Here is a 24,356-nt window from a genome sequence, read left to right on the forward strand (position 1 = left end):
CTCCACCCGGTCACCAGCCGGTCAGTTAGCATCGCAACTCGCCCGAATCACTTTGTTTGCAGACCATGACTACCGACTATCTGAAGAAAGTACTGACCGCCCGCGTCTACGACGTGGCTGATGAAACCCCGCTGGAACTGGCGCCGACCCTGTCGCAACGCTACGAGAACCGAATTTATTTCAAGCGCGAGGACATGCAGAGCGTGTTCAGCTTCAAGATTCGCGGCGCCTACAACAAGATGGCCCACTTGAGCGAAGCGCAACGCAAGCGCGGCGTGATTTGCGCCTCGGCCGGCAACCACGCCCAAGGCGTGGCCCTGTCCGCCGCCAAGCTCGGCTGCCGGGCGCTGATCGTCATGCCAACCACCACGCCGCAGGTGAAGATCGACGCCGTCAAGGCGCGCGGCGGCGGCGACGTCGAGGTGGTGCTGCACGGCGAGTCGTACACCGACGCCTACAACCACGCGCTGACGCTGGAAAAGGAACAGGCGCTGACCTTCGTGCACCCGTTTGACGACCCGGACGTGATTGCCGGCCAAGGCACCATCGGCATGGAAATCCTGCGCCAGCATTCCGGCCCGATCCACGCCATCTTCGTCGCCATCGGCGGCGGCGGCCTGATCTCCGGCGTGGCCGCCTACGTCAAGGCGATCCGTCCCGACATCAAGATCATCGGCGTGCAGACCCTCGATTCGGACGCGATGGCGCGCAGCATCAAGGCCGGCGAACGGGTAACGCTGACCGATGTCGGCCTGTTCTCGGACGGCACCGCAGTGCGCCTGGTGGGCGAGGAAACCTTCCGCCTGACGCAGCAATATGTCGACGACATCATCATTGTCGACACCGACGCCATCAGCGCCGCCATCAAGGATGTGTTCACCGATACCCGCAGCATCCTGGAACCGGCCGGTGCGCTGGCCATCGCCGGCGCCAAGGCCTACATCGAGCGCGCCGCGCTGACCAAGGATCCGATCAAGAACGAAACCCTGATCACCATCGCCTGCGGCGCCAATATGAACTTCGACCGCCTGCGCTTCGTGGCTGAACGCGCCGAGCTGGGCGAGGCGCGCGAGGCGCTGTTTGCCGTCACGCTGCCGGAGCAGCGCGGCAGCTTCAAGCGCCTGTGCAAGCTGGTCGGTGCGCGCAACGTCACCGAGTTCACCTACCGCATCTCGGACAAGGACGATGCGCATGTGTTCTGCGGCGTGCAGATTGCCGACCGCAGCGAATCGGCCACGCTGACGCGCCGCTTCGAGGAGAACGGCTTCAAGGCGCTGGACCTGACCCACGACGAACTGGCCAAGACCCACCTGCGCCATCTGGTGGGTGGCAAGAGCGTGCTGGCGGACAACGAGTTGCTGTACCGTTTCGAATTCCCCGAGCGTCCGGGCGCGCTGATGCGCTTCCTCGATTCGATGGCGCCGAACTGGAACATCTCGCTGTGCCATTACCGCAGCCAGGGCGGCGACGTCGGCCGCATCGTAATCGGCCTGCAAGTGCCACCGGAAGAGATGAGCGACTTCGCGCAATTCCTGGCGACGCTGGGCTACCGCTACTGGGATGAGAGCCTGAATCCCGTCTACAAACTGTTCCTGGGCTAAACCGGGCGCGGCGGCATGGTTTGCGTTACCATGCCGTCCTTCCCTGCAACACCTGAAATACCGATATCGCCATGACCAATACCGCCGACCTGTCCCCGCTCGGGAAAACCTCCGCCTACCGCACCGATTACGCGCCGGAACTGCTGTTCCCGATCCCGCGCCAGGGCAAGCGCGACGAGCTGGGCTTGTCGGGCACCATGCCCTTCTTCGGCGTCGATATCTGGAACGCCTACGAAATCTCCTGGCTCAACCAGCGCGGCAAGCCGCAGGTGGCGATCGCCCGCATCACCTTCCCGGCCGATACGCCCAACATCATTGAATCGAAGTCGTTCAAGCTGTACCTGAACTCGTTCAACCAGACCAAGCTGGACAGCGTAGTCGCGCTGAAAACCCTGCTGCAGCAAGACCTGTCGGCCGCGTCCGGCGGCAGCGTCCACGTCACCCTGACCCAGCCGGAAGAATTCGGCATGGTCGAAATGGGCGAACTGGACGGCCTGCTGCTGGACCGCCTCGACATCGAAGTCGACAACTACAGTCCGTCGCCAGACATCCTGAAAGCCGCGCTGGACGAAGAACCGGTGGAAGAAAAACTGGTCTCGCACCTGCTGAAATCCAACTGCCTGGTCACCGGCCAGCCGGACTGGGCCAGCGTGCAAATCCACTATAGCGGCCCGCAAATCGACCAGGAAAGCCTGCTCAAATACCTGATCGGTTTCCGCGAGCACAACGAATTCCACGAACAATGCGTCGAGCGCATCTTCGTCGACATCCTGCGCCAGTGCCAGCCGCAGCAACTGGCGGTGTACGCGCGCTACACCCGCCGTGGCGGGCTGGATATCAATCCGTGGCGCAGCAACTTCAGCACCGCGCAGAAACCACCTAACCTGCGTGGCGCACGTCAATAACTGTGTTGATTTTTTCAATCAAAGCGCACAAAACCGGCGTATGATGTGAGCTAACATGAGCTTTCACGTCATATGGCCAGCCCGGCCGAAAAAAGCGTAAAAAAACGGAAAAACGGCCCGGTTCCCAAGCAAATACCGGTGTTTTCGACGAATACGGTGCAGAAATAGCGATTCCTTTCTGGAGTGCATTTTTACTGTTGCACCGGCCAACGCCAATACAACGGTGGACACAGCGATTTCATGTTACACGGCACAGAAACAAGCCTATAATTCTGCTCGCGTGACACCCTTGTGCGTTGCAACATTTGACGTCGTACTATGAACAACCTTAGCAAAATACTCTCTCTGGAAAACGTGCAGCTGGATCTGGAAGTCTCCAGTAAAAAGCGCGCTTTCGAGCAAGCTGGCCTGATCTTCGAAAACAACTGCGGCATTGCCCGGTCCACCGTCTCGGACAACCTGTTCGCGCGCGAGCGCCTCGGTTCGACCGGCCTCGGTCACGGCGTCGCGGTGCCGCACGGCCGCATCAAGGGCATGAAGAGCCTGAAATCGCCGCTGGCCGCGTTTGTCCGCCTGGCCGAGCCGATTCCGTTCGAGTCGCCGGATGGCAAGCCGGTCAACCTGCTGTTCTTCCTGCTGATTCCGGATCACGTAACCCAGCAGCACCTGGAAATCCTGTCGGAAATCGCTGAAATGTTCTCCGACGACGCCTTCCGCATCGCGCTGAGCACGGAAACCGACCCGCAAGCGGTGCATGCACGCATCACCAACTGGCAGCCAAGTCTGCAAGCTGCTGGCTGAGCAGCAGCGATGGAGTTACACTAAGGTTAGATCAACTAACCTGGTAACCGCTCCATGCTGCAAACTCCGCTGACGATCCAACGCCTGTACGACGACAATCGCGAAAGTTTGCAGCTCGGCTGGTTCGCCGGCTTTCCCGGCGGCGAACGCCTGATTTCCGGCGACGTCGCCTCCGCCGCCGACCAGGTCGGCCACTTGAACACCATCCACCCCGGCCGTATCCAGGTGTTCGGCCATCAAGAAATCAACTACTACCAGCGCCTGAAGTCGCTCACGCGCGCCCACGTCATCGGCGAGCTGATTGCCGGTGGGCCGCCGGCGCTGATCATTGCGCAAGGGCTGGAAACGCCGCCCGACATCCTCGCCATCTGCGACGAGAAAAATATCCCGCTGTTCTCGACCCCGCTGCCGGCCGCGCAGGTGATCGACTTCCTGCGCGTCTACCTGTCGAAGAAGCTGGCCCAGCGCATCATCATGCACGGCGTGTTCATGGACGTGCTGGGCGTCGGCGTGCTGATCACCGGCGATTCCGGCCTTGGCAAGAGCGAGCTGGGCCTGGAGCTGATTTCGCGTTCGCACGGGCTGGTGGCGGATGACGCGGTGGAGTTTTCGCGCATCGCGCCAAACATGATCGAGGGCCGCTGCCCGGCGCTGCTGCAGAATTTGCTGGAAGTGCGCGGGCTGGGCCTGCTGGACATCAAGGCCATCTTCGGCGAGACGGCGGTGCGCCGCAAGATGCGCCTGAAACTGATCGTGCACCTGGTGCGCCGTGGCGCGGCGGACGAGGAGGTGGAGCGCCTGCCGTTCCAGTTCCCGACCGAAGACGTACTGGGCCTGCCGATCCGCAAAGTGGTGATCCCGGTTGCAGCCGGCCGCAACATCGCAGTGCTGCTGGAAGCTGCCGTGCGCAACACCATCCTGCAACTGCGCGGCATCGATACGCTACAGGAATTCATGGAACGTCAAAGACAAGCCATGAGCGGCGATTGAACGGTCGATGGTATCATCGGACATTATGCGCATCGTAATCATCACTGGCATCTCCGGTTCCGGCAAATCCGTCGCCCTCAACGTGCTTGAAGACACAGGCCACTACTGCGTCGACAACCTGCCTCCCGCCCTGCTCTCCAGCCTGGTCACCACCCTGACCGAGGAAGGCTTGCAGGCATTGGCCGTCGCGGTCGACGCGCGCAGCGCCGAGTCACTGGCGTCGCTGCCGGCCGACGTGCAGCGTCTGCGGGCCGAGGGCCACGACGTCAAAGTCATGTTCCTGACCGCGAACACCCACTCGCTGGTGGCGCGTTTTTCGGAAACACGGCGCAGCCATCCGCTCTCGCACGAATTGCGGCCGGGGCAGAATCCGGCGGCGCGCCGCACCCTGATCGAATGCATCATGGAAGAGCGCGAGCGGCTATCCGCGATTGAAAAGCTGGGCCACGTGATCGATACCTCGGAGCTGAGCGCCAACAAGCTGCGCTGCTGGGTCAAGGACCTGGTGGTGACCGAACATGCGCCGCTGACCTTGTTCTTTGAATCGTTCGCCTTCAAGCTGGGCGTGCCGATGGATGCGGACTTCGTGTTCGACGTGCGCGCGTTGCCGAATCCCTACTACGACCTGAGCCTGCGTCCGCTGACAGGCCGCGACGCGCCGGTGATCGAATTCCTCGACGCCCAGGCCAGCGCGGGCGAAATGCTGAACGACATCCGCGCCTTCGTGGAGAAATGGCTGCCGTCCTTCAAGGGCGACAACCGCAGCTACCTGACGGTGGCCCTCGGCTGCACCGGCGGCCAGCACCGTTCGGTCTACATGGCCGAAAAACTCGCGGCCTACTTCAACGAAAAAGAACGCGTCGTCCTGCGCCACCGCGAGCAGTAAGCACGATTCCTGTCAAAACACGTCGTAGCGGCTAAACTACGATGGTAGGATGATCGAGATCATCCAAACCAAGACGTTCAGCAAATGGCTGGCCAAGCTGCGTGATCGGCAGGCCAAGACTGCGATCATCGAACGCATCATACGATTACAGCTCGGCGATGCAGGAGACAGCAAATCAATTGGTGACGGCATTAGCGAGATGCGCATCGACTCCGGCCCCGGCTACCGCATCTACTATCTTCAACAAGGGATGGCTATCATTGTTTTGCTCTGCGCTGGGAACAAGAGTTCGCAAGCGAGAGACATACGCCTGGCTGAACGAGCAGCCAACAAGTGGAGGTTAGATCATGGCTGAAGAATTTATTCCGTTCGATCCAGCGGAAGCACTGGATAGTAAAGAAGTGATCGAACTGTTTTTGGAAAGTGCACTGGCATCAGGTGATGCCAATTACATAGCCATCGCCCATAACATCGCAGCACGCGCCGAGACAATTCACAATCTGGCGGAGAAAACGGAACGTCTACCCGCAGCTCTGCACAAGACTAAGCCAGCCATGTAGTCTGGTAATTGGATCTAAATCATGGCTGAAGAATTTTTCCCTTTTGATCCTGCCGAGATCCTCAAAAGTAGAAAAGCGACGGAATCTGCCGACCATCAATCAGTGGTGAATTAGGAACTGTACCGCCTGCGTAATGTTCACTAGCCGGGAAGTTAAAAACGACGAAGCCGTCACGCCTTGCGAAAATTTGCACCCCGTTAGTTCCTACGCCTTGCCAGCCAAGTCCGCTCTTTTCAGACTCTGACGCGGGAAGAGAACCGAGCCACGCATACTTGCCCAAATGAGTGGCGTATGCACTAAGTTCTGGCCTTCCAAGCATCGTATTTCCTTATTCGTATAAATTAAATTCTATATCTTTGGATCCTTGCTCAGTTCGGCTTCGTCACAAGCGGTATTGGTGCTAGCAGTCACGTCGAACAGCTGACATAGGGATCTTTAGTACAGGTGACTTAGGGGGTGTGCGTAATCGGGCCAGACTGGCACGAACATGAATTGGACCATGTCGCCGGTGACCTCGTCCAGAGCGGGAGGCCGCCACTGCGGGTTATTGTCCTTGTCGATCACCAGCGCGCGGACGCCTTCGATGACTTCGCCGTTTTCGAAGTTGCGGCGGACTAGCGCGCGTTCCATGCGCAGGCAGCCGGCCACGTCCAGCGCGGCGCCGCGTTTGATCAGTTCGTGGGTGACGCACATCATCAGCGGCGAGCGCGTCGCCATCACTTCCAGCGTTTTGACAGCGAACTCGCTGCTGTCGGTTTTTAGCGAGGCGACGATGGCGGGCACGGAGCCGGCGCTGAAGTGGCGGTCGATGGCGGCGCGGTTGGCGGCCAGCTGGCTGTCGCCGGCGTTGTGGGCTGCGGCGTAGGCTGACAGCGCGCGTGGCAGGTCGGCACCCGACGTGGTGATCAGCAGTGCATCGAGTGCGGCGCGGTCCGCCAGTGGCGCGTAGTGATCGGCCAGGCCGGCGTGCAATGCGTCGGCGGCGTTGATCGTCACACCGGTCACGCCGAGGTAATAGCCCAGCGCACCCGGCGCGCGCGACAGGAAGTAGCTGCCGCCCACGTCCGGGAACAGGCCGATGTTCACTTCCGGCATGGCCATCTTGGTTTTATCGTTGACGATGCGGATACCGCCCTGCGCCACGCCCATGCCGCCACCCATCACCACGCCGTCCATCAGCGCGATGTAAGGCTTGGGATAGAAATGAACTAAATGATTTAGCGAATATTCCTCGGTGAAGAAATCTTCCACCAGCGCGCTCCCCCCCTGCGGCGTGGCGCGCCCGGCTTCGTAGAAGAAACGGATATCGCCGCCGGCACAAAACGCTTTCTCGCTGCTGCTGCGGATCACCACGGCGCCGACTGCGGCGTCATCGCGCCACGCCAGCAACGCTTGCGTAATCGCGCGCACCATGTCGAGAGACAGGGAGTTCAGGGCCTTGGGCCGGTCCAGCACGATCAAGCCGGTGCCGTTGCTTACACTGGTGTGGATGTATTCGCTCATGCCCCCAATTTTACTTCAGATGCTCGAGCGGATTGGGCACATCCAGCGCGCCGCCGAGACGCGGTTGCCACAGCGCCTTGCCGACCGTCGGCGGCTTGCCTTCGTGGCGGTTGTAGAACACCGTCACCTCGCGGCTGCCGACCGGCTCCTGCTCAAAGCCGGTGCGTCGCGCAATCCCGGAGGGATCGGCCGAAGCAGCCACGGTGAACGCTACCAGCGTGTCCAGGCGCGCATCGTGCACGTCGAGGATGGAGGCCATCAGCGCCAGCGGCGTGGCCGCATACACCTGATAATGCAGCGCCTTCGCGGCCCGCTCCATCTCGGCCGGCAGCGCGCCATCGGCCTCCATCTGGCCCAGCGCATGCTGCAGCACCTTGCGCCCCCAGTCGAGATAGCGCGCCTCGCCGGTGACCCCGCCTACCGCCGTCACCGCCAGGCCTTCCCAGTAGTAGTGGTTGTTGCGGCCGCCCTTCTTGGCGTCCGAGTGCGCGATGGTGGCGTCGGCCAGCGCCTTGAACCAGCCTTCAATGGCAGCGCGCTGCGCCGGCGTGGCTTGGCGCTGCACGCGCGCGTAGCTCAGGGCCATGCCGCCCAGCGTCCACTTGCGCACGTAGTAGGCCTGTTCGCTCGACATCTTGCCCAGCATGGCTTTCTGTTCGGCCCAGCTGGATAGCCACGTGAGCGCGCACGCGGCGTCGCCCTGCCCGTTCGCATCCCGCGCGACCTGCGACAGGAAATCTTCGATTGGTTTGGTGTTGGCGATGTTGCGTGCCCTCAGCACCGGATCGATCACCGAGTGATGTGCATCCGAGTAGTAGCTGTTGGCGTCGATGTCGCTGCGGGCCGGCGGCGGCGCTTCGCAAGCGGCTGCAATGGCGGTAGCGCTGGCGGCCAGCAGCAGCAAACTACAAGTTAAACGTTTAACCATGTGATCCTCAAAAAGGGCGCCCTCGTGCGCCCTTCGTTGAATGTGCCGAGGCCGTTGTTATAGGGCGGCGGCAGCGGGTTCGTAGCTATCCGGGATATGCTTGATCGCATCGTGCCCGTAAGATTGGACTTTACCTTTGTATTTCATGACCTGGCGGTCCAGCTTGTCGATCAAGGTATCGATGGCGGCGTACAGGTCTTGCGACAGGCTTTCCACGTAGACGGTCTTGCCCGACATACGCAGGTTGATTTCAGCCTTCTGACGTTTATCTTTCTCTTTAAGGTTATCTACGGTCAGGATGACAGCAATATCAATCACTTGATCAAAGTGGCGGGTGACACGTTCCAGCTTGTTCTGCACGTACTCGCGAATCGCTGCGGTCACTTCGAGATGATGTCCACTGATGGTGAGATTCATACACACTCCTAAAGATATGTCGCTTCTGACGGTTAGTGCGGTGCCCCTTGATGCCGGGCGCGCAGGAACCAACACACTACAAAGACTTGCGGAGACTGACTGGTGGGATTTTGAGGGCTTCGCGATACTTGGCAACAGTACGCCGCGCAATCACCATGCCTTGTTCTCCCAGCATGTCCGCAATCTTACTGTCGGATAAAGGATTTTTCGGGTCTTCTGCTCCTGTCAATTGCACGATCAATGCGCGTATCGCCGTCGAACTTGCTTCCCCGCCAGCTTCGGTGGCGACATGGCTACCAAAGAAATATTTCAACTCAAACATGCCATGCGGGGTCAGCATATATTTTTGAGTTGTTACGCGAGAAATAGTGCTCTCGTGTAGTCCCAGTGTATCAGCAATTTCGCGAAGCACAAGGGGGCGCATCGCAACCGCGCCGTGCGAGAAAAAGTTCTTTTGTCTTTCTACTATCGCCTGTGCCACGCGCAGAATCGTGTCGAAGCGCTGACGCATATTCTTGATCAGCCACTTAGCTTCCTGCAACTGCGCGCCCATCGCGCTTTCGCCCTTGCCCTGCTTGAGCAGGTTGGCGTACATGGCGTTCACGCGCAGGCGCGGCATGACGTCATTGTTCAGGCTCACCTGCCAGCCGTTGCGCGATTTTTTCACGATCACATCCGGCACCACATAGTCCGACACATCGGACGCGAACGCCGCGCCCGGATGCGGATTGCACTGGCGGATCACGGCCTGCGCTTCGCGCAAATCCTCGTCATCGCACAGCAGGGTTTTCTTGAGCTTGTTGAAGTCGCGCTGCGCAAACCAGGTCAGGTGGTTTTCCACGATGACCAGCGCCATGCGGCGCGTCACCAGCGGCACGCCGGGCAGGCGGCGGATCTGGATCGCCAGGCACTCGGCGGCATTGCGCGCGCCCACGCCCATCGGATCGAAGCTTTGCAGCAGCTTGAGCGCGGTCTGCAATTCCTCGATTTCCACTTCCAGTTCTTCCGGCAGGCGCGCGTGGATTTCTTCCAGCGCTTCTTCCAGATAGCCGTTCTCGTCGAGCGCATCGATGATCAGTTCCACCAGCGCGCGGTCACGCGTTTCCAGCACCGTCACGCGCATCTGTTCCATCAAATGCTCGCGCAGCGTGCAGTGATGCGCTTCCAGCTGCGGGCGCGATTCCTCGTCATCGTTGTTCTTGCTACGGCCCGAATCGCCCCAGTCCATGTCGGCGTCGGGCGTGGTGCTTTCGGTGTCGGCGCCGGGTGCTTCATAGTTGTCGGCTTCGGCGACCGGGGCCTCGCCCGGCGGGCCTTCCGGCGGCGCTTCGCCGGCCGGCGCCTGCTGGCTGATGGCGCCATCGGCCAGCAGGCGCAGCGAATGATCAAGCGGATCGTCGAGACGTTCCAGCAGCGGGTTATCGGTCAGCAGCTGTTCCAGTTCCTGGTGCAGCTCCAGCGTCGACAGCTGCAGCAGCCGGATGGACTGCTGCAGTTGCGGCGTCAACGCCAGATGCTGCGACGTGCGCAGTTGCAAAGACTGTTTCATGAAGCCTTACATACGGAAATGTTCACCCAGGTAGACGCGGCGCACCGACTCGTTGGCGATGATGTCGTCCGGCCGGCCCGAAGCCAGCACCGTCCCCTGGTTGATGATATATGCGCGGTCGCAAATGCCCAGCGTCTCGCGCACATTGTGATCGGTAATGAGGACGCCGATGCCGCGTTCCTTGAGGAAGCGCACGATGCGCTGGATCTCAATCACGGCAATCGGGTCGACCCCGGCGAATGGTTCATCGAGCAGCACGAAGCGCGGGTTAGTCGCCAGTGCGCGCGCGATCTCGACGCGGCGGCGCTCGCCGCCCGAGAGCGACAGCGCCGGATTTTCGCGCAGCTTTTCGATTTGCAAATCGGCCAGCAGGGTATTGAGCCGTTCATCAATTTCCGCCTTGGATAAAGGCTTGCCGTCCACTTTCTGGATTTCGAGGACGGCGCGTATATTTTCTTCGACCGTCAGCTTGCGGAACACCGACGCTTCCTGCGGCAGGTAGGACAAGCCGAGCGAGGCGCGGCGGTGGATCGGCAGCGAGGAGATATCGGTGCCGCTGATATCGATGCTGCCCGCGTCCGACGGCACCAGGCCGACGATCATGTAAAACGAGGTGGTCTTGCCGGCGCCGTTAGGCCCCAGCAGGCCGACCACTTCGCCGCATTCCACTTGCAGCGACACGTCATGCACCACCTGGCGCTTGCCGTAAGTCTTTTGCAGGCCTTTGACGATCAGGGTGCTACCGCAGGATGCTTCCATCTTATTTCCCCGGCGCTGGTTGCGTGGTCGGTGCAGGCACGGCCAGCTTGCTCGACGGCTGGATCACCATCGTGCTGCGGCCCGCGCCCGGCTTGGTCTCGCCGGTCGGCGTGTTCTTGACCGCGAAGAATTCCTTGCGGCTGTCGTAGGAAATGAATTCACCATCGACCTGGCTGGCGGTTTTCGGGCCTTCCAGGCGCTTGATCTGCGCCTTGGCGTACAGCTTCACCAGCTCGGTCTTGTTATCGTATTCGATGCGGTCGGCCTTGCCTTCGACCCACTGGTCGCCGGCGCCGTCAAGCTTCTGGCGGAAGGTCGCCTGCGTGCCGGGCGTGCTGTGCAGCACCACGAACTGGTAGCCTTCCGGGTCTTCCGTCACCACCGCCTTCGGCGATTTCATCAGCAGCGTGCCGCGCGTCAGCACCACGTTGCCGGTGAAGGTCTTGACCTGCTTGACGTCATCGGACTCCAGCTGGTCGAAGGCGATCTGGGTCGGCTTGCTGGAATCGGCCTTCTCGGCCTGCGCCACGCCGGCGATGGTGGCAAGCGCCAGCAGGGCCGTCGACAAAAACAGTTTATGCAATTTCATGTGCTTTCCTTCATTGCGCCGCACGCGGCGGCATCGTAATCGTTCCGCGTCCGCCCAGTTCGATCTGGCGGGTGGCGTTGTTGGCCTTCATGCCGGTGCCGGTGGCGGTCGTGTGACCGGCCTTCATCTCGACCGGGGCATCGGTTTCCATCCGTTCTTCATCCGGGTACACGGTCAGCGTACTGGTCTTCAGGCGCAGCTCCTGCGCTTGCTTGGTGGCGGGTCGCACCACGTCCACATTACCACTGAGCTTGACGCGCGTATTGCCCTGATCGACATAGGCAGTCTGCGCGTGGATATTCATCGGCGGCTGGCCGCTGGCCAGGCCGTGCACGAACGGCTTGTCGATCACCGACGAATCGTCCACCGGCCGGTGCGTCAGCTTGTCGCCGGAAATGATGTAGGCCGGCTGGCCTTCCTTGTTCATGCGTACCGTGCTGAAGCGATCGATGATGTAGTCCGGCTCGTCCTTGAACTTGTCGGCTTCCGCTTCCTGCCCGGCCTGGTTCACCACCTGCACCAGCCAGAAGCTGCCGACGGCCACAAACACCCCAACCATCATGATCAGGGTAAGTTGCCAACGGTGTGCTGTCCTTTTACGCATGATTGATCCCGGTCAAACGAGGAATTGCGCCATCACGCGCTCGTAGCTGCCCTGCGCGTGCATCAGCAGCTCGCATACCTCGCGCACAGCACCCTTGCCGCCGAAGGCGACGGTGGTGTGGTGGGCGCGTTCCAGCACTTCCTTGCGGCCGTTCGGCACGGCGACCGCAAAGCCGACCCGCGTCAGGATCGGCAAATCCACCACATCGTCGCCGATGAAGCCAACCTGCTCGGCCGTGAGGCCGGTCTTTTCCAGCAGGGCGTTGAACGGCGTCAGCTTGTCGTGGCCGCCCTGGTGCAGGTGGTTGATGCCGAGGTCGGCCGCGCGCTTGATCACCTGCGGCGACTTGCGCGCGCTGATGATGGCGGTGTCGATGCCGGCTTCCTGGATCAGCTTGATGCCGAGGCCGTCCTGCACGTTGAAGGTCTTCAGCGCTTCGCCGTCGGCGCCGTAATGCAGGCTGCCGTCGGTCAGCACGCCGTCGACGTCGAAAATCATCAGCTTGACGCGCGCAGCGCGTTCCAGGTACGTCATCATCAAATCACCTTGGCGCGGGTCAGGTCGTGGATGTGCAGCGCGCCGACCAGCTTGCCGTCGGCATCGGTCACCAGCATCTGGTTGATGCGGAACTGTTCCATGATGGCCACCGCATCCACCGCCATCTTCTCAGGCGAAATGGTGCGCGGGTTGGCGTGCATCACGTCGCCGATCACGACCTTGCTGAAGTCCTGCACTTTTTCAATCATGCGGCGCAGGTCGCCGTCGGTGAACACGCCGACCGGCTTGTTATCGGCATCGACGATGGCGGTCATGCCCATGCCCTTCTGGGTGATTTCCAGCAGCGCATCGGTCAGCTTGACGTCGGCGGTGACGCTCGGCACCGCATCGCCGCTACGCATCACGTCTTTCACGTGGGTCAGCAGGCGGCGGCCCAGCGCGCCGCCAGGGTGCGAGCGGGCGAAATCTTCTTCCTTGAAGCCGCGCAGGTCCAGCAGCGCCACAGCCAGGGCGTCACCCAGCGCCAGCGTGACGGTGGTGGAAGTGGTCGGCGCCAGGTTCATCGGGCAAGCCTCTTTGGCCACGGCCACGTTCAGGTGCACGTCGGCGATGGTGGCCAGGCTGGAGCCGGGCTTGCCGGTAATCGCAATCACTTTGCTGCCCATGCGCTTGACCACCGGCAGGATGGTCATCAGCTCCGAGCTCTCGCCCGAATAGGAAATGGCAATAAATGCATCATCGGCGGTGACCATGCCGAGGTCGCCGTGCGCAGCTTCGGCCGGGTGCACGAACAGCGCCGGGGTGCCGGTCGAGGCCAGCGTGGCGGCGATCTTGCGGCCGATGTGGCCGGACTTGCCGATGCCGGACACGACCACGCGCCCCTTGCAGTTGAACAGCAAGGAGATGGCCTGGACCACGCTGTCGTCATTGGCGAGGCGCGCGTTCAGGGCGTTGATGGCATCTGCTTCGTTCTGCAGCGTGTCTTGGGCAAGACGCAGTGCCGTTTTTGCATCAAAAGCTTTCAGCATTGTTTTTTCATGGGTTACACTCATGCCCAAGTATAGCCGAATTGCGAAAGCAAAAAACTTGCCAGTCACAACAAAATGACGTTTTCCCCGCTCGAATTAACCTTGTTGTTGCTGCTCAGTGCCGTGCTGGGCGTGGTCGCCTTCCGCATGATGCATCTGCCCCCCATGCTGGGCTACCTCGCGGTCGGCATCCTGATCGGCCCCCACGCGCTGGGCCTGGCCGAGCAGAGCGAGACCACCCACGGGCTGGCCGAATTCGGCGTGGTGTTCCTGATGTTCTCCATCGGGCTGGAATTCTCGCTGGCCAAGCTCAAAGCCATGCGGGCGATTGTGTTCGGGCTCGGGCTTGCGCAGGTAGTACTCACTATCGTCGCAACCATGATATTTGGCTGGACCATCGCCACTCAGCTGCCCCCTGCCCTGCAAATCAGCTGGCAGGCCTCGTTCGCGCTGGGCGGCGCGCTGGCCATGTCCTCGACCGCGATTGTGGTCAAAATGCTCACCGAACGGCTGGAACTCGAAAGCGAGCACGGCCGCAAAATCATCGGCATCCTGTTGTTCCAGGACCTGGCCGTGGTGCCGTTGCTGATCCTGATTCCGTCGCTGGGCGAGCGTCCGGACAAGCTGGTCGAGACCCTGGCCTGGGCCGGCTTCAAGGCGGTGATCGTGCTGGCCCTGCTGCTGTTCTTCGGCCAGAAAATCATGCGCAGCTGGTTCACCATCGTGGTCAAGCGCCGCTCGCAGGAGCTGTTTATGCTCAATCTGCTGCTGGTAACGCTCGGGGCGGCCTGGATCACCGAACGCGCCGGCCTGTCGCTGGCATTGGGCGCCTTCGTGGCCGGCATGCTGATCTCCGAGACCGAATACAAGCACCAGGTGGAAGAAGACATCAAGCCGTTCCGCGACGTGCTGCTGGGGCTGTTCTTCATCACCATCGGCATGCTGCTCAACGTTAAGCTGGTGATGGCCAACTGGTGGCTGGTGCTGCTGTTGCTGTGCGCGCCGGTGCTGTTGAAATTTGCACTGATCGCCGGCCTGGCCAAGCTGTTTGGCGCCTCGGACGGTATCTCGATGCGCACCGGCCTGGCGCTGGCGCAGGCGGGCGAGTTCGGCTTCGTGCTGCTCAATCTCGCGTCCGGGCACAACCTGATGGATTCCTACGTGGTGCAGGTGGTGCTGGCCTCGATGGTGCTGTCCATGCTGCTGGCGCCGTTCATCATCGCGCAGTCCGACAACATCGTGATGAAATTCTCCAGCAACGAGTGGATGATGCAGTCGCTGCAGCTGACCAAGATCGCCAGCCGCACCATGTCCACCAACAAGCACGTGATCGTGTGCGGCTTCGGTCGCAGCGGCCAGAGCCTGGCCACTCTGCTGGCCGAGGAAAAAATCGACTACCACGCGCTGGACCTCGATCCCGAGCGGGTGCAGGAAGCGCAGACGGCCGGCGCGCACGTGTCGTATGGCGATGCGGCGCGGCGCGAGAGTTTGGTGGCGGCAGGTATATACCGCGCCAGCGCGGTGGTCATCACCTACGCCGACACGCGCTCGGCGCTGCGGGTGCTGCATCAGGTGCACGAGCTGACGCCGGCGCTGCCGGTGATCGTGCGCTCGCATGATGATACGGATCTGGATCGCCTCAAGCAGGCTGGCGCAGCCGAGGTGGTGCCGGAGCTGATGGAGGGCAGCCTGATGCTGGCCTCGCACGCGCTGGTGATGCTGGGCGTGCCGCTGCGGCGCGTGGTGCACCGGGTGCAGGCGGCGCGGGAAGAGCGCTACGCCTCGCTGCGCGGCTACTTCCACGGCATGAGCGATGTGGATGAAGAGGCGGACATGCAGCGCCTGCATTCGGTCACGCTGACCGGCAGCGCGCCCTGCGTGGGGCGTTCGCTGGAATCACTGGATGTGGAGGCGTCTGGCGCGGAAGTGGCGAGCATCCGGCGCGGCAAAGGCGGGGTGGAAGTGGCGCCGGAAACGACCCTGCAGGCGGGGGATGTGGTGGTGTTGCGCGGTGGCGCCGAAGCCGTCCACCGCGCCGAGCAGCGCCTGACCCGCTAGCGTCATTCCGGCGAAGGCCGGAATCCATAGAACGCATGCGCTGTGTGACGGCATGCGTTCTATGGGTCCCGGCCTTCGCCGGGACGACGGGTTAATCTTCGCGGGTGCTCACCACGCGGTTGCGGCCGTGCTCTTTGGCGTGGTACAGCAAACTATCGGCGCGCTCGATCAGGGCGCGGGCGATGGCTTCCGGTTCGCCTTCCGCCGTGCCCACCTCAAGACAAGCCACGCCGATCGACACCGTCACTGACAGCTGCAACTCCGGCGACAAGATGATCATGCTGCCCGCCACGCTGGCGCGAATCCGCTCGGCCACGAACGCCGCACTCTCCAGATTCGCATCGATCAGCAGCACCACAAATTCCTCGCCGCCAAACCGTGCCAACGCATCCGAGGTGCGCAGCTCGTTCTTGATCCGTCCCGCCACCTCGCGCAGCACTTCATCGCCGCCGCCATGCCCCACCGTGTCGTTGACCCGCTTGAAGTGGTCAATGTCGATGTACATGAAGGAAATCGGATACAGCTGGCGGCGCGCCCGCGCAATTTCTTCCAGCAGACGGCGGTCGATGTAGCGGCGGTTGTACACGCCCGTCAGCGAATCGGTCAGGCCGATATACTTGAGCATCTCGTTGGAGATCACGTTCTCCAGGCAGATGGCGATAATCGACGCCATGTGCTCGATGAAGTCCGTGCCCAGGCTGGGAGTGAACCGCGTCGGATCGCAGCTGCCCAGATTCAAACTGCCAATCACGCGCTTGTTGCGCAGCAGCGGCACCAACGCCACACTTTGCAGTCCGGCCGGCGCATTCGGGAACGGCTGCGCATGCCGCTCGCGGTCGTACATCCCCAGCAGCGGCTTGGGCGTCGGCGTATAAGCGTTGCGGCGGCCAAGGTCGAAGCCCAGCTCGTCCACCGTCTCGACGAAAATCAAATCGGGGAAATCTTCAAACACCACATCCAGCTTGAGCATCACGGTGCGGATGTCGGCATCCTCGTCGATCAGCGTCAGGGTCACGTTATCGAGCTCGGAGATCACCGGCAGCACGCGGAAGATGGTGCCGATCAGCTCAGGGAAATTGCTGGCGCCGACGATTTCCAGGTCAAACGCCTGGTGCCGGGTCATGATGGAATGATTGCGCTCGGCTTGCTCGAGCAGGTAGGCCATGCGCGCGCGCAACGCCCGGTTCTCGGCCGCCAGATCATGTTGATCGGTCTGCGGCGGAAGTTTCCCGGTGGCGGTCTGCGTCATTGGATGGCCCTTTCTTGCGTATTCCCACATTACGCCAAGTTGGCCCGGTTGGGAATGCCCGGAGTGGTCAAAACGCCAGTGTAACCTCGATTTCCTGGCCGACGCGCACACGCTGGCCTTCACCGGAAATCAGGATGCTGTTCATGCCGAAGCACAATGCGCCTTCCAGTTCCGGCTTGGCGCGGTAGCTTTGCATGATGTCCAGCGGGTCCGGTCCGAACTCGCCGGTGACCTGGTCGATCGACGGCATCGGGCAGCGCGGGCATGGTTTGACCGGTTTCAGCACCACTTCGCCGATCTGGAACGATTCGGCATAGTCTTCCTCGAAGGCTTCGATGCCGTCGATAACCAGGTTCGGACGGAAGCGGTTCATCGGGATGGCGGCGCGGCCGGCGGCCACCAGTTTCTGGTTCAGGTCGTCCAGCGAGGCGGTGCCGGCCACCAGCATCGGATAACCGTCCGAGAACATGGTGGTGGCTTGCACACCGTCGGTCCAGGTGGTGCTGACGGCGCGCTTGGCGTTGGTGTGGAAGCGGGCCAGGCGGCACGGCACGCCGATGGCCTTGGTGAACCATTCGGCAGTCAGGGCGTCGCAGTCGTAGGCCAGCACGGCGTCGTCCCAAACCTGGGTTTGCAGCGTCGGCGCGGCCGATGGATCCGGCAGGCCGAGCGGGATTTCAAGGCGCAGCATGCCGGGCGCCTGCACTTCCAGCGTCGAGCCCTTGATGGTGGGCTTGATCAGCGCCATGCGCGGGTGCTCGCGCTGGGTCATGGCAATGCCGTTTTCGTCCACCACCATCCATTCACGATCATAGATTTGCGCGGTCATCAGGCCGAGCGGAGTCAGCGTGGCTTCCTCCAGCGACAGGCCGGCGCAGGATTTGATCGGGTACAGCGTGATGGCGGACAAAGTGGGCATCGTTACTCCTCGGTTGGGGCGGCGGCTTTGGCTTTCGGCGGACGCGGCGTGCGCGCGGCGGCCGGCTTGCGGGCCGGCTTGGCCTTGGCTGGCTTGTCGGCGGCTGGTGCCGGAGCCTCGGCGGCGACAGGCGCTTCCGCCGCTGCAGCAGCAGCTTTCGGCTTGCCGGCGTTTGGCTTGCCGGCGTTTGGCTTGCCAGAACGCGACTTGCCTGCAGGGCGAGCCTTCGGCGCAGCGGCCGCGTCAGCGACCGGCGCGGCATCGCCCACCGAAGCGGCGGCTGGTGCTGGCGCAGCCTCGGCGACCGGAGCAGCGGCTGGCGCAGCTTCCTGCGACGGAGCGGCATCGGCCGGCGCTTCGCCGTTGCCGGCCTGGCCTTTCTTGGCCTGCTCCTTCAGCTTGCGGGCTGGCGGCTTGGGACCGTTTTTCTTCTTGGCTGGCGCGGTCGCTGGAACAGCTTCTGCCGGCGCAGCTTCCACAGGCGCAGCTTCGGCTTGTGCCGCTTCGGCTGGCGCGTTGTCCCACCACGGAGCGGCGGCAACCGGTGCGGGCTCGATGGCGGCTGGCTGTGCAGCGTCGGCAGCATTGTCCGCGTCGCCGTCGCCGGCATTTTGCGCGCCGCGCTGTTGCTGCTGCAGGCGCTGGGCCTGTCGTTCGGCGAAACGCTCGGCGGCGGTGCGGCCGCGATTGCGGCTGCGGCGCGATTCCTGCTGGCCGCCTTCTGCCGGCGCAGCCGCTGGCGCGCTGCCGTCGGCGACGATAGGCGCGTCACTGGCTGGCTGCAGCACGCCGCTGCCACGGTACACGTACGCGCCGGACTTCTCGTCACGGCCAAATTCCAGATAGCCGCGCGCCTTGCATTCCTCGATCAGGTTGCCGAAGGTGCGGAAACCATAGTACGACTCGCTGAAATCCGGCTTGCGGCGCTTGATCGCTTCCTTCAGCACCGAGGCCCAGATCTTGCCGCTGTCGCCACGCTCCAGCACCAGCGCCTCGAAAGTATTGACGGCGATTTCCACCGCTTGCGAGCGGCGCTTTTCCATCTCCTCGCGGCGTGCGCGTTCCTCTTCCGGCGTACGCTTGACTTGCGGCTTCGCATCCGGGCTGGCATCGCGGCGCGCACGGCGGCTCTCGCGCACCAGGTCGTCGTAGAAAATGAACTCATCGCAGTTGGCCACCAGCAGATCGGAAGTCGACTGCTTGACGCCCACGCCGATCACCTTCTTGGCGTTCTCGCGCAGCTTGGACACCAGCGGCGAAAAATCGGAATCGCCGGAAATGATGACGAAGGTGTCCACGTGCGACTTGGTGTAGCAAAGGTCCAGCGCATCAACCACCATGCGGATGTCGGCCGAGTTCTTGCCCGACTGGCGCACGTGCGGAATTTCGATCAGCTCGAAGTTGGCTTCGTGCATCGGCGCTTTGAAGGATTTGTAGCGATCCCAGTCGCAATAGGCTTTCTTGACCACGATGCTGCCTTTGAGCAGCAGGCGCTCCAGCACCGGCTTGATATCGAATTTTTCGTAGTTTGCGTCGCGTACGCCGAGCGCCACGTTCTCAAAATCGCAGAACAGCGCCATGCTGACGTTATCGTTGGAAGAAGCCATGAAGAGTATTTTCTAATGTAGGGGTGAGGCAGGCAATCCGGCGATTATACCGAACTGGCCCCTCCCACAATCAACAGTACTGTTGATTTCGCAGCAGCTGCGCTGTTCAGGAACCAACAGCAAACCGCATCATCCAGAAATAGTCCAGCTAAAACAAAGGCTTAGCGACTGGCATACCGCTTGCAAACAGTAAGCCTTGCACGTACCACTTTTCTGGAGAAGACTATGCATACCACCTCGACGCGCGCGCTGGCTGCCCTGCTGGGCGCCCTGCTGCTCGCCGCCCCCGCCGCGCAAGCGCACCACGCCTTTGCCGCCGAATTCGACGCCAGGCAGCCGCTTGACCTGCAAGGCACCATCACCAAGGCCAAGTGGGTCAATCCCCACAGCTGGCTGTACTTCGACGTGACCGGCCCGGACGGCAAGGTCACCAACTGGGGCGTGGAGTTCGGCGCGCCGAACTCGCTGTCCAACAAGGGCCTGAGCAAGAGCGACCTCAAAGTCGGCCAGCCAGTGCGCATCCGCGGCTTCCGCTCCAAGAACGGCGAGCCGTTCGGCTACAGCGTCTACGTCACCCTGGCCGACGGCCGCGTGATCCAGACCGGCGGCGCGCAAGACGCCCCGACCACCGAGGCGCCGCGCCCATGATCCACAAGCCGCTCGCCTCCGCCCTGCTCCTGCTGGCCATGCTGGCCGGCCACGCCCTCGCCGCCGACAAGATCCCGCGCCTGTCCAACGGCAAGCCCGACTTCTCCGGCATCTGGCAAACCACCAGCGCCGCCGATTACGACCTGGAACCGCATGCCGCGCGCCAGGATGCGCCGCCGGGCGCCGGCATCGTGGTCGGCAACGTCATCCCCTACCTGCCGGCCGCGCTGGAACAAAAGAAAAAGAACTTCGCCAATCGCGCCAAAGACGATCCCGCCCTCAAAGGCTGGACCCTCGGCGTGCCGCGCGGGATCTACTACCCCGAGCCGTTCCAGATCTTCCAGCGCCAGCGCGACCTGACGCTGGTGCATCAATTCGGCCACTCGGTGCGCACCATCCACACCAACGGCACCTCCCATCCCGGCGGCGACCGCAACCAGTTCTGGCTGGGCGACTCGCGCGGCAAATGGGAAGGCGACACGCTGGTGGTGGACGTGGCCGATTTCAACGACGAGACCTGGCTCGACCGCGCCGGCAACTACCACAGCGAGTCCTTCCACGTGGTGGAGCGCTGGAAGTACCTCGACGCCAACACCATCGAGTACAGCGCACGGCTGGAAGACAAGGAAGTCTTCAGCCAGCCGTGGGACATCAGCGTGATCCTGCACCGCCACCGCGAAAAGAACTTCCAGCTGATCGAAGACTACCGCTTCACGCTCGACTACGACCAACACTATCCGCCTAAACCGCCGGCCGCAAAATGAAAACTACCGCTAGCCTCCTGATCGCCATGCTGACGCTGCCGGCCTACGCCCAGCAAGCGCTGAAGACCACCGAACGCATCAGCTTTGAGCCGACCTATACCCAAATCGCTTCCGGCAAATGGACCGGCAAGCGCCTGCCCGACGGCCAGCCCGACGTCGAAGGCCACTGGTCCAACACCGTGGGCAACCACAACAACTGGACCGACCCGCAAGGCGGCATTCCCGGCGACCCGGCGCCGCCGCGCAAGCCGCTCGGCCCGCGTGAAGAGCGTGCACCAAGCCGCGTCACCGATCCGGCCGACGGCCAGGTGCCGTTCCAGCCGTGGGCCAAGGCCGCGCAGGAAGACTTCCTGAAAAACTTCCACAATCCGACCCAGCCGCAATACATCGAACCGCTGGCGCGCTGCGCGCCGGCCGGCGTGCCCAAGTCCTTCATCTGGCACGGCTACGAGATCCGCCAGTATCCGGGCTACGTGGTGTTCCTGTTCAACTCGGGCACCCGCATCATCCACCTCGATGGCAAGCCGCACCTGCCGGCCAACATCAAGCTGTGGAACGCCGACTCGCGCGGCCACTGGGAAGGCAACACGCTGGTGGTGGACGTGACCAACAACAACAGCAAGGCGCTGTTCGGCCGCACCGGCGAGTTCGCCAGCGAGAACGTGCACATCACCGAGCGCTACATCTTCTCGCCGGACGGCACGCGCTACAACTACGTCGCCACCTTCGACGACCCTAGCGTCTACACGCGCAAGTGGAGCGCCACCATCCCGGCCAAGCGCCGCACCGAAAAGGATGCGGTCGACGGCTGGCACTACGAAGTAGCGCTCAACAAATCCGGCAACCAGACCGTGATCGAGCGCGACGAACGCATCTGCACTGAAAACAACATCGGCTTCGGCCACGTCGCAGTCACACCCGCCGCACGCTAAACTTTTTGAAAGCATCACATGAAACACCGCCGTACCACCATCGCCACGCTGCTGACCTTAGCCTTCGGCAGCGTGCAGGCGCAGGATAGCGCCGCCAGCATCGCCGCCGATGCGGCTACCACCAGCATCATCGACAGCATCGTGGTGCTGGGCACCACCCGGCATGACGCCACCGTGCTGACCAGCTCTTCTCCAATCGACGTCATCACGCCGCAGCAGCTCAAGGAAACCGGCGCGGTCAGCCTGAACCAGGCGCTGTCGCGGCTGCATCCGTCGTTCAACTTCCCGCAGGGCCAGAACGCGGTCAAGGGCCAGGGCGTGCGCTCGGCCTCGCTGCGCGGCGTCAGCCCGGCCTACACGCTGGTGCTGGTGAATGGCAAGCGCCGCAACACCTCGGCACAATTGTCGGGCACCGATCCGTGGCCGGCCGCCACCGTGGTCGACCTCAACACCATTCCGATCAGCGCGGTGCAGCGCATCGAAGTGCTGCGCGATGGCGCGGCCGCCCAGTACGGCTCGGACGCGATTGCCGGCGTGATCAACATCGTGCTGCGCGAGAACGGCAGCGGCGGCGAACTGAATGCGCACGGCGGCGGCTACACCGATGGCGGCGGGCACACCACCGCCATCAACGGCTGGACCGGCGTCAAGCTGGGCCAGGACGGCTTCGCCAACGTCAGCATCGACCGCCTGAAGAACACCAACGTCGACCGCAGCGAAGCGGACTGGCGCCAGCTGTTCCCCAACGGCGATGCACGCAACTCCACCTTCAACAAGAAGTACGGCCAGTGGGGCCAGTCTTCGCGCGACAACTGGAGCGGCTTGATCAACGCCGAACTGCCATTGAGCGCGCGCGCCGTGGCGTATGGCTGGGTCAACTATTCGGATAAATCGGCCGACAACTGGGTCAATCCGGAGCGCGTGGTGAAAGCCATCACCAGCAACACCACCGTCACCGACGGCACCAAGCTGGGCGAGAACGATGTGCTGGGCCTGTATCCGAACGGCTACCAGCCGTGGATGCGCTATCACGCCAAGGATACCGCCGTGGTGGGCGGCGTGCGCTTCGATGGCGACACGGCCGGCAAGCTGGATGTGGCGGTCAGCTACGGCGCCAACGAGACCGCCCGCGACACCTACAACACCGCCAACCCGTCCTACGGCGCGGCCAGCCCGACCCACTTCTACCTCGGTTCGTGGAAGAGCGACACCACCAGCCTGACGGCCGACTACCTGAACACCATCGCGGTGGCCGGACTGGAAGATGGCCTGAGCGTGTCGGCCGGCCTGCTGGCGCGCCACGAGCGCTGGCGCACCGGCGACCTGGGCGACGCGGCTGGCTACACCGGCGGCCCGCTCGCTGGCCAGACGGTGGGCTCGCTGTATCCGGGCACCTCGTTCGCCAGCGACACCACGCGCATTCCGGTCAGCGGTTCGTCCACTTCCGGCATCAAGCCGCAGGACGCCAGCGAGATCACGCGCAATGTGGCGGGCGGCTACGCCGGCTTCGACGCGCGCCTGAACAAGCAATGGCTGGTCGGCGCCACCGGCCGCTACGAGCATTACTCGGACTTCGGCGGCACCAGCAATTTCAAGCTGAACAGCCGTTACGACTTTACTCCGGCCATCGCCCTGCGCGGCACCGTCAGCTCGGGCTTCCACGCGCCGAGTCTGGCTGCGCTGGGCTTCCAGAGCACCGGCACCACCAGCAACTGGTCCAACTCCGGCACCGGCGCGCTGACGCCGGGCCAGACGCGCCAGTTCCGCCCTGACGATCCGGCCGGCGCCGCGTTCGGCGCACGTCCGCTGGAGCCGGAAAAATCGCGCACCTATTCGCTGGGCGCGGTGTGGCGTCCGGATGCGTCTTCTTCGCTGACGGTGGATGCGTATCGCCTCAAAGTGAAGGACGTGATCATCGCCACCGAAACGCTGCAGGGTGCGACGGTGACGGCCGCCTTCACCGCCGCCGGCCTGCCGGGCTTTACGCAGGCGTCGTACTACACCAACGGCTGGGATAGCCGCACCGACGGCATCGACATCATCGGCAAGCGCCACTTCAGCGCCGGCGCCGGCCAGCTGGAACTGAGCGCGGCAGCCAGTCTGATTAACACCAGCGTATCCAATGTGCACCGCTACGTCAGCATTGGCGGCGCCTCGATCCTCGCGGTCGGCAACGCCAAGGTGCGCGATGCGGAAACCGGCACGCCGAAGAACAAGATCGTATTGGGCGCCCGCTACAACGTCGGCGACTGGACGGTGGACAGCAGCGTCACGCGCTATGGCCGCTACCGCTACAACGTCGGCGACGTGGCCGGCGTGGCGGCGGCCAACGGCAATGTGGACCAGGTGTTCTCGCCCGAGACCTATGTCGACTTCGGCGTGGTGTACGCGATCAGCAAGCGCTGGAAGGTGGACCTGAATGTGCAGAACGCCTTCAACCGCTATCCGGACAAGTACCTGACGGCCAACCGCGCCAGCGGCATCAACCCGTACTCGTTCATCGGGCCGAACGGCGCCTCCGGCCGCTTCGTGTACGCGGGCGTGAGCTACAAGCTGTGAAA

24 protein-coding genes are annotated in these 24,356 nt (G+C 62.7%); 12 read left to right on the forward strand and 12 right to left on the reverse strand.

The window, feature by feature from the left end; genetic code table 11:
- Positions 1–65: 65 nt before the first annotated feature.
- From ilvA to BMZ70_RS23365, 7 genes are all read left to right on the forward strand, one after another.
- Positions 66–1,601, forward strand: a complete 1,536-nt coding sequence (gene ilvA / locus BMZ70_RS23335; protein WP_092280004.1) for a threonine ammonia-lyase, biosynthetic — start codon at positions 66–68, stop codon at positions 1,599–1,601.
- Between the two features lie 71 nt (positions 1,602–1,672).
- Positions 1,673–2,506 (forward strand): NADPH-dependent 7-cyano-7-deazaguanine reductase QueF, encoded by an 834-nt coding sequence (gene queF, locus BMZ70_RS23340; RefSeq protein ID WP_092280006.1) that lies wholly within the window; start codon positions 1,673–1,675, stop codon positions 2,504–2,506.
- A gap of 318 nt (positions 2,507–2,824) precedes the next feature.
- Entirely contained in the window at positions 2,825–3,307 is a 483-nt protein-coding gene (locus BMZ70_RS23345; RefSeq protein WP_092280008.1) for a PTS sugar transporter subunit IIA, read from the forward strand.
- A 54-nt stretch (positions 3,308–3,361) separates the two neighbouring features.
- Positions 3,362–4,297: an HPr(Ser) kinase/phosphatase gene (gene hprK, locus BMZ70_RS23350; protein WP_008444515.1), complete on the forward strand. Its 936-nt coding sequence runs from the start codon at positions 3,362–3,364 to the stop codon at positions 4,295–4,297.
- Between the two features lie 25 nt (positions 4,298–4,322).
- A complete protein-coding gene (rapZ, locus tag BMZ70_RS23355) occupies positions 4,323–5,183 on the forward strand; it encodes an RNase adapter RapZ (RefSeq protein ID WP_092280010.1) in 861 nt (286 codons plus the stop codon).
- A 49-nt stretch (positions 5,184–5,232) separates the two neighbouring features.
- Positions 5,233–5,538, forward strand: coding sequence for a type II toxin-antitoxin system RelE/ParE family toxin (locus BMZ70_RS23360; protein WP_092280012.1), 306 nt, complete (start codon positions 5,233–5,235; stop codon positions 5,536–5,538).
- On the forward strand, positions 5,531–5,743 hold the full coding sequence (locus BMZ70_RS23365; RefSeq protein ID WP_092280014.1) for a helix-turn-helix domain-containing transcriptional regulator: 213 nt from the start codon (positions 5,531–5,533) through the stop codon (positions 5,741–5,743). Before BMZ70_RS23360 ends, BMZ70_RS23365 begins: the two co-directional genes overlap by 8 nt.
- Positions 5,744–6,178: 435 nt before the next feature.
- Here BMZ70_RS23365 and BMZ70_RS23370 read toward each other — a convergent pair whose 3' ends face one another.
- The 9 genes from BMZ70_RS23370 to BMZ70_RS23410 all read right to left on the reverse strand — a co-directional run bounded on the left by BMZ70_RS23370 (position 6,179) and on the right by BMZ70_RS23410 (position 13,618).
- Positions 6,179–7,246, reverse strand: a complete 1,068-nt coding sequence (locus BMZ70_RS23370) for an enoyl-CoA hydratase/isomerase family protein (RefSeq protein WP_092280016.1) — start codon at positions 7,244–7,246, stop codon at positions 6,179–6,181.
- Positions 7,247–7,256: 10 nt separating this feature from the next.
- Positions 7,257–8,174: an alginate lyase family protein gene (locus BMZ70_RS23375; protein ID WP_092280018.1), complete on the reverse strand. Its 918-nt coding sequence runs from the start codon at positions 8,172–8,174 to the stop codon at positions 7,257–7,259.
- A gap of 57 nt (positions 8,175–8,231) precedes the next feature.
- Complete coding sequence (gene hpf / locus BMZ70_RS23380) at positions 8,232–8,591, reverse strand: ribosome hibernation-promoting factor, HPF/YfiA family (RefSeq protein ID WP_092280020.1); 360 nt, start codon at positions 8,589–8,591, stop codon at positions 8,232–8,234.
- Positions 8,592–8,667: 76 nt separating this feature from the next.
- Positions 8,668–10,140 carry an RNA polymerase factor sigma-54 gene (locus BMZ70_RS23385; RefSeq protein WP_092280022.1) on the reverse strand — a complete coding sequence of 491 codons (1,473 nt, stop codon included), beginning with the start codon at positions 10,138–10,140 and terminating at the stop codon, positions 8,668–8,670.
- Positions 10,141–10,146: 6 nt separating this feature from the next.
- On the reverse strand, positions 10,147–10,899 hold the full coding sequence (gene lptB, locus BMZ70_RS23390) for an LPS export ABC transporter ATP-binding protein (RefSeq protein ID WP_092280023.1): 753 nt from the start codon (positions 10,897–10,899) through the stop codon (positions 10,147–10,149).
- Position 10,900: 1 nt separating this feature from the next.
- Positions 10,901–11,488: a lipopolysaccharide transport periplasmic protein LptA gene (gene lptA, locus BMZ70_RS23395; RefSeq protein ID WP_092280025.1), complete on the reverse strand. Its 588-nt coding sequence runs from the start codon at positions 11,486–11,488 to the stop codon at positions 10,901–10,903.
- 10 nt (positions 11,489–11,498) lie between these two features.
- Positions 11,499–12,092, reverse strand: coding sequence for an LPS export ABC transporter periplasmic protein LptC (lptC, locus tag BMZ70_RS23400; protein WP_092280027.1), 594 nt, complete (start codon positions 12,090–12,092; stop codon positions 11,499–11,501).
- A gap of 12 nt (positions 12,093–12,104) precedes the next feature.
- On the reverse strand, positions 12,105–12,629 hold the full coding sequence (locus BMZ70_RS23405; protein WP_092280029.1) for a KdsC family phosphatase: 525 nt from the start codon (positions 12,627–12,629) through the stop codon (positions 12,105–12,107).
- Entirely contained in the window at positions 12,629–13,618 is a 990-nt protein-coding gene (locus BMZ70_RS23410; RefSeq protein ID WP_092280031.1) for a KpsF/GutQ family sugar-phosphate isomerase, read from the reverse strand. Before BMZ70_RS23410 ends, BMZ70_RS23405 begins: the two co-directional genes overlap by 1 nt.
- Before the next feature lie 75 nt (positions 13,619–13,693).
- On the opposite strand from BMZ70_RS23410, the gene BMZ70_RS23415 reads away from it, so the two are divergent.
- Complete coding sequence (locus BMZ70_RS23415) at positions 13,694–15,676, forward strand: monovalent cation:proton antiporter family protein (RefSeq protein WP_092280033.1); 1,983 nt, start codon at positions 13,694–13,696, stop codon at positions 15,674–15,676.
- A gap of 91 nt (positions 15,677–15,767) precedes the next feature.
- Here BMZ70_RS23415 and BMZ70_RS23420 read toward each other — a convergent pair whose 3' ends face one another.
- The 3 genes from BMZ70_RS23420 to BMZ70_RS23430 form a co-directional block, all read right to left on the reverse strand.
- The gene (locus BMZ70_RS23420) at positions 15,768–16,925 is read right to left on the reverse strand and encodes a GGDEF domain-containing protein (RefSeq protein ID WP_092280035.1); all 1,158 of its coding nucleotides are present in this window, start codon (positions 16,923–16,925) and stop codon (positions 15,768–15,770) included.
- Positions 16,926–16,992: 67 nt separating this feature from the next.
- Entirely contained in the window at positions 16,993–17,844 is an 852-nt protein-coding gene (locus tag BMZ70_RS23425; RefSeq protein ID WP_092280037.1) for an MOSC domain-containing protein, read from the reverse strand.
- Positions 17,845–17,846: 2 nt separating this feature from the next.
- On the reverse strand, positions 17,847–19,451 hold the full coding sequence (locus BMZ70_RS23430; protein WP_092280039.1) for an NYN domain-containing protein: 1,605 nt from the start codon (positions 19,449–19,451) through the stop codon (positions 17,847–17,849).
- Between the two features lie 225 nt (positions 19,452–19,676).
- Here BMZ70_RS23430 and BMZ70_RS23435 point away from each other — a divergent pair, with 225 nt between their 5' ends.
- Genes BMZ70_RS23435 through BMZ70_RS23450 form a run of 4 tightly spaced genes read left to right on the forward strand, consistent with a single transcriptional unit; the run spans position 19,677 to position 24,354 of the window.
- The gene (locus BMZ70_RS23435; protein ID WP_092280041.1) at positions 19,677–20,099 is read left to right on the forward strand and encodes a DUF6152 family protein; all 423 of its coding nucleotides are present in this window, start codon (positions 19,677–19,679) and stop codon (positions 20,097–20,099) included.
- Complete coding sequence (locus BMZ70_RS23440) at positions 20,096–20,863, forward strand: hypothetical protein (protein ID WP_092280043.1); 768 nt, start codon at positions 20,096–20,098, stop codon at positions 20,861–20,863. The genes BMZ70_RS23435 and BMZ70_RS23440 overlap by 4 nt, the downstream gene beginning before the upstream one ends.
- Positions 20,860–21,795 (forward strand): hypothetical protein, encoded by a 936-nt coding sequence (locus BMZ70_RS23445; protein ID WP_092280045.1) that lies wholly within the window; start codon positions 20,860–20,862, stop codon positions 21,793–21,795. The genes BMZ70_RS23440 and BMZ70_RS23445 overlap by 4 nt, the downstream gene beginning before the upstream one ends.
- 18 nt (positions 21,796–21,813) lie before the next feature.
- Positions 21,814–24,354 (forward strand): TonB-dependent receptor plug domain-containing protein, encoded by a 2,541-nt coding sequence (locus BMZ70_RS23450; RefSeq protein ID WP_092280047.1) that lies wholly within the window; start codon positions 21,814–21,816, stop codon positions 24,352–24,354.
- Positions 24,355–24,356 lie beyond the last annotated feature (2 nt).

This window comes from Duganella sp. CF402, assembly GCF_900109645.1.
Taxonomy (GTDB): Bacteria; Pseudomonadota; Gammaproteobacteria; order Burkholderiales; family Burkholderiaceae_D; genus Rugamonas.

Excerpts from the sequence above, each read along its gene's own strand:
- ilvA (WP_092280004.1), top strand. The coding sequence starts at position 66 with ATGACTACCGACTATCTGAAGAAAGTACTGACCGCCCGCGTCTACGAC.
- queF (WP_092280006.1), top strand. The coding sequence starts at position 1,673 with ATGACCAATACCGCCGACCTGTCCCCGCTCGGGAAAACCTCCGCCTAC.
- BMZ70_RS23345 (WP_092280008.1), top strand. The coding sequence starts at position 2,825 with ATGAACAACCTTAGCAAAATACTCTCTCTGGAAAACGTGCAGCTGGAT.
- hprK (WP_008444515.1), top strand. The coding sequence starts at position 3,362 with ATGCTGCAAACTCCGCTGACGATCCAACGCCTGTACGACGACAATCGC.
- rapZ (WP_092280010.1), top strand. The coding sequence starts at position 4,323 with ATGCGCATCGTAATCATCACTGGCATCTCCGGTTCCGGCAAATCCGTC.
- BMZ70_RS23360 (WP_092280012.1), top strand. The coding sequence starts at position 5,233 with ATGATCGAGATCATCCAAACCAAGACGTTCAGCAAATGGCTGGCCAAG.
- BMZ70_RS23365 (WP_092280014.1), top strand. The coding sequence starts at position 5,531 with ATGGCTGAAGAATTTATTCCGTTCGATCCAGCGGAAGCACTGGATAGT.
- BMZ70_RS23370 (WP_092280016.1), bottom strand. The coding sequence starts at position 7,246 with ATGAGCGAATACATCCACACCAGTGTAAGCAACGGCACCGGCTTGATC.
- BMZ70_RS23375 (WP_092280018.1), bottom strand. The coding sequence starts at position 8,174 with ATGGTTAAACGTTTAACTTGTAGTTTGCTGCTGCTGGCCGCCAGCGCT.
- hpf (WP_092280020.1), bottom strand. The coding sequence starts at position 8,591 with ATGAATCTCACCATCAGTGGACATCATCTCGAAGTGACCGCAGCGATT.
- BMZ70_RS23385 (WP_092280022.1), bottom strand. The coding sequence starts at position 10,140 with ATGAAACAGTCTTTGCAACTGCGCACGTCGCAGCATCTGGCGTTGACG.
- lptB (WP_092280023.1), bottom strand. The coding sequence starts at position 10,899 with ATGGAAGCATCCTGCGGTAGCACCCTGATCGTCAAAGGCCTGCAAAAG.
- lptA (WP_092280025.1), bottom strand. The coding sequence starts at position 11,488 with ATGAAATTGCATAAACTGTTTTTGTCGACGGCCCTGCTGGCGCTTGCC.
- lptC (WP_092280027.1), bottom strand. The coding sequence starts at position 12,092 with ATGCGTAAAAGGACAGCACACCGTTGGCAACTTACCCTGATCATGATG.
- BMZ70_RS23405 (WP_092280029.1), bottom strand. The coding sequence starts at position 12,629 with ATGATGACGTACCTGGAACGCGCTGCGCGCGTCAAGCTGATGATTTTC.
- BMZ70_RS23410 (WP_092280031.1), bottom strand. The coding sequence starts at position 13,618 with ATGCTGAAAGCTTTTGATGCAAAAACGGCACTGCGTCTTGCCCAAGAC.
- BMZ70_RS23415 (WP_092280033.1), top strand. The coding sequence starts at position 13,694 with ATGACGTTTTCCCCGCTCGAATTAACCTTGTTGTTGCTGCTCAGTGCC.
- BMZ70_RS23420 (WP_092280035.1), bottom strand. The coding sequence starts at position 16,925 with ATGACGCAGACCGCCACCGGGAAACTTCCGCCGCAGACCGATCAACAT.
- BMZ70_RS23425 (WP_092280037.1), bottom strand. The coding sequence starts at position 17,844 with ATGCCCACTTTGTCCGCCATCACGCTGTACCCGATCAAATCCTGCGCC.
- BMZ70_RS23430 (WP_092280039.1), bottom strand. The coding sequence starts at position 19,451 with ATGGCTTCTTCCAACGATAACGTCAGCATGGCGCTGTTCTGCGATTTT.
- BMZ70_RS23435 (WP_092280041.1), top strand. The coding sequence starts at position 19,677 with ATGCATACCACCTCGACGCGCGCGCTGGCTGCCCTGCTGGGCGCCCTG.
- BMZ70_RS23440 (WP_092280043.1), top strand. The coding sequence starts at position 20,096 with ATGATCCACAAGCCGCTCGCCTCCGCCCTGCTCCTGCTGGCCATGCTG.
- BMZ70_RS23445 (WP_092280045.1), top strand. The coding sequence starts at position 20,860 with ATGAAAACTACCGCTAGCCTCCTGATCGCCATGCTGACGCTGCCGGCC.
- BMZ70_RS23450 (WP_092280047.1), top strand. The coding sequence starts at position 21,814 with ATGAAACACCGCCGTACCACCATCGCCACGCTGCTGACCTTAGCCTTC.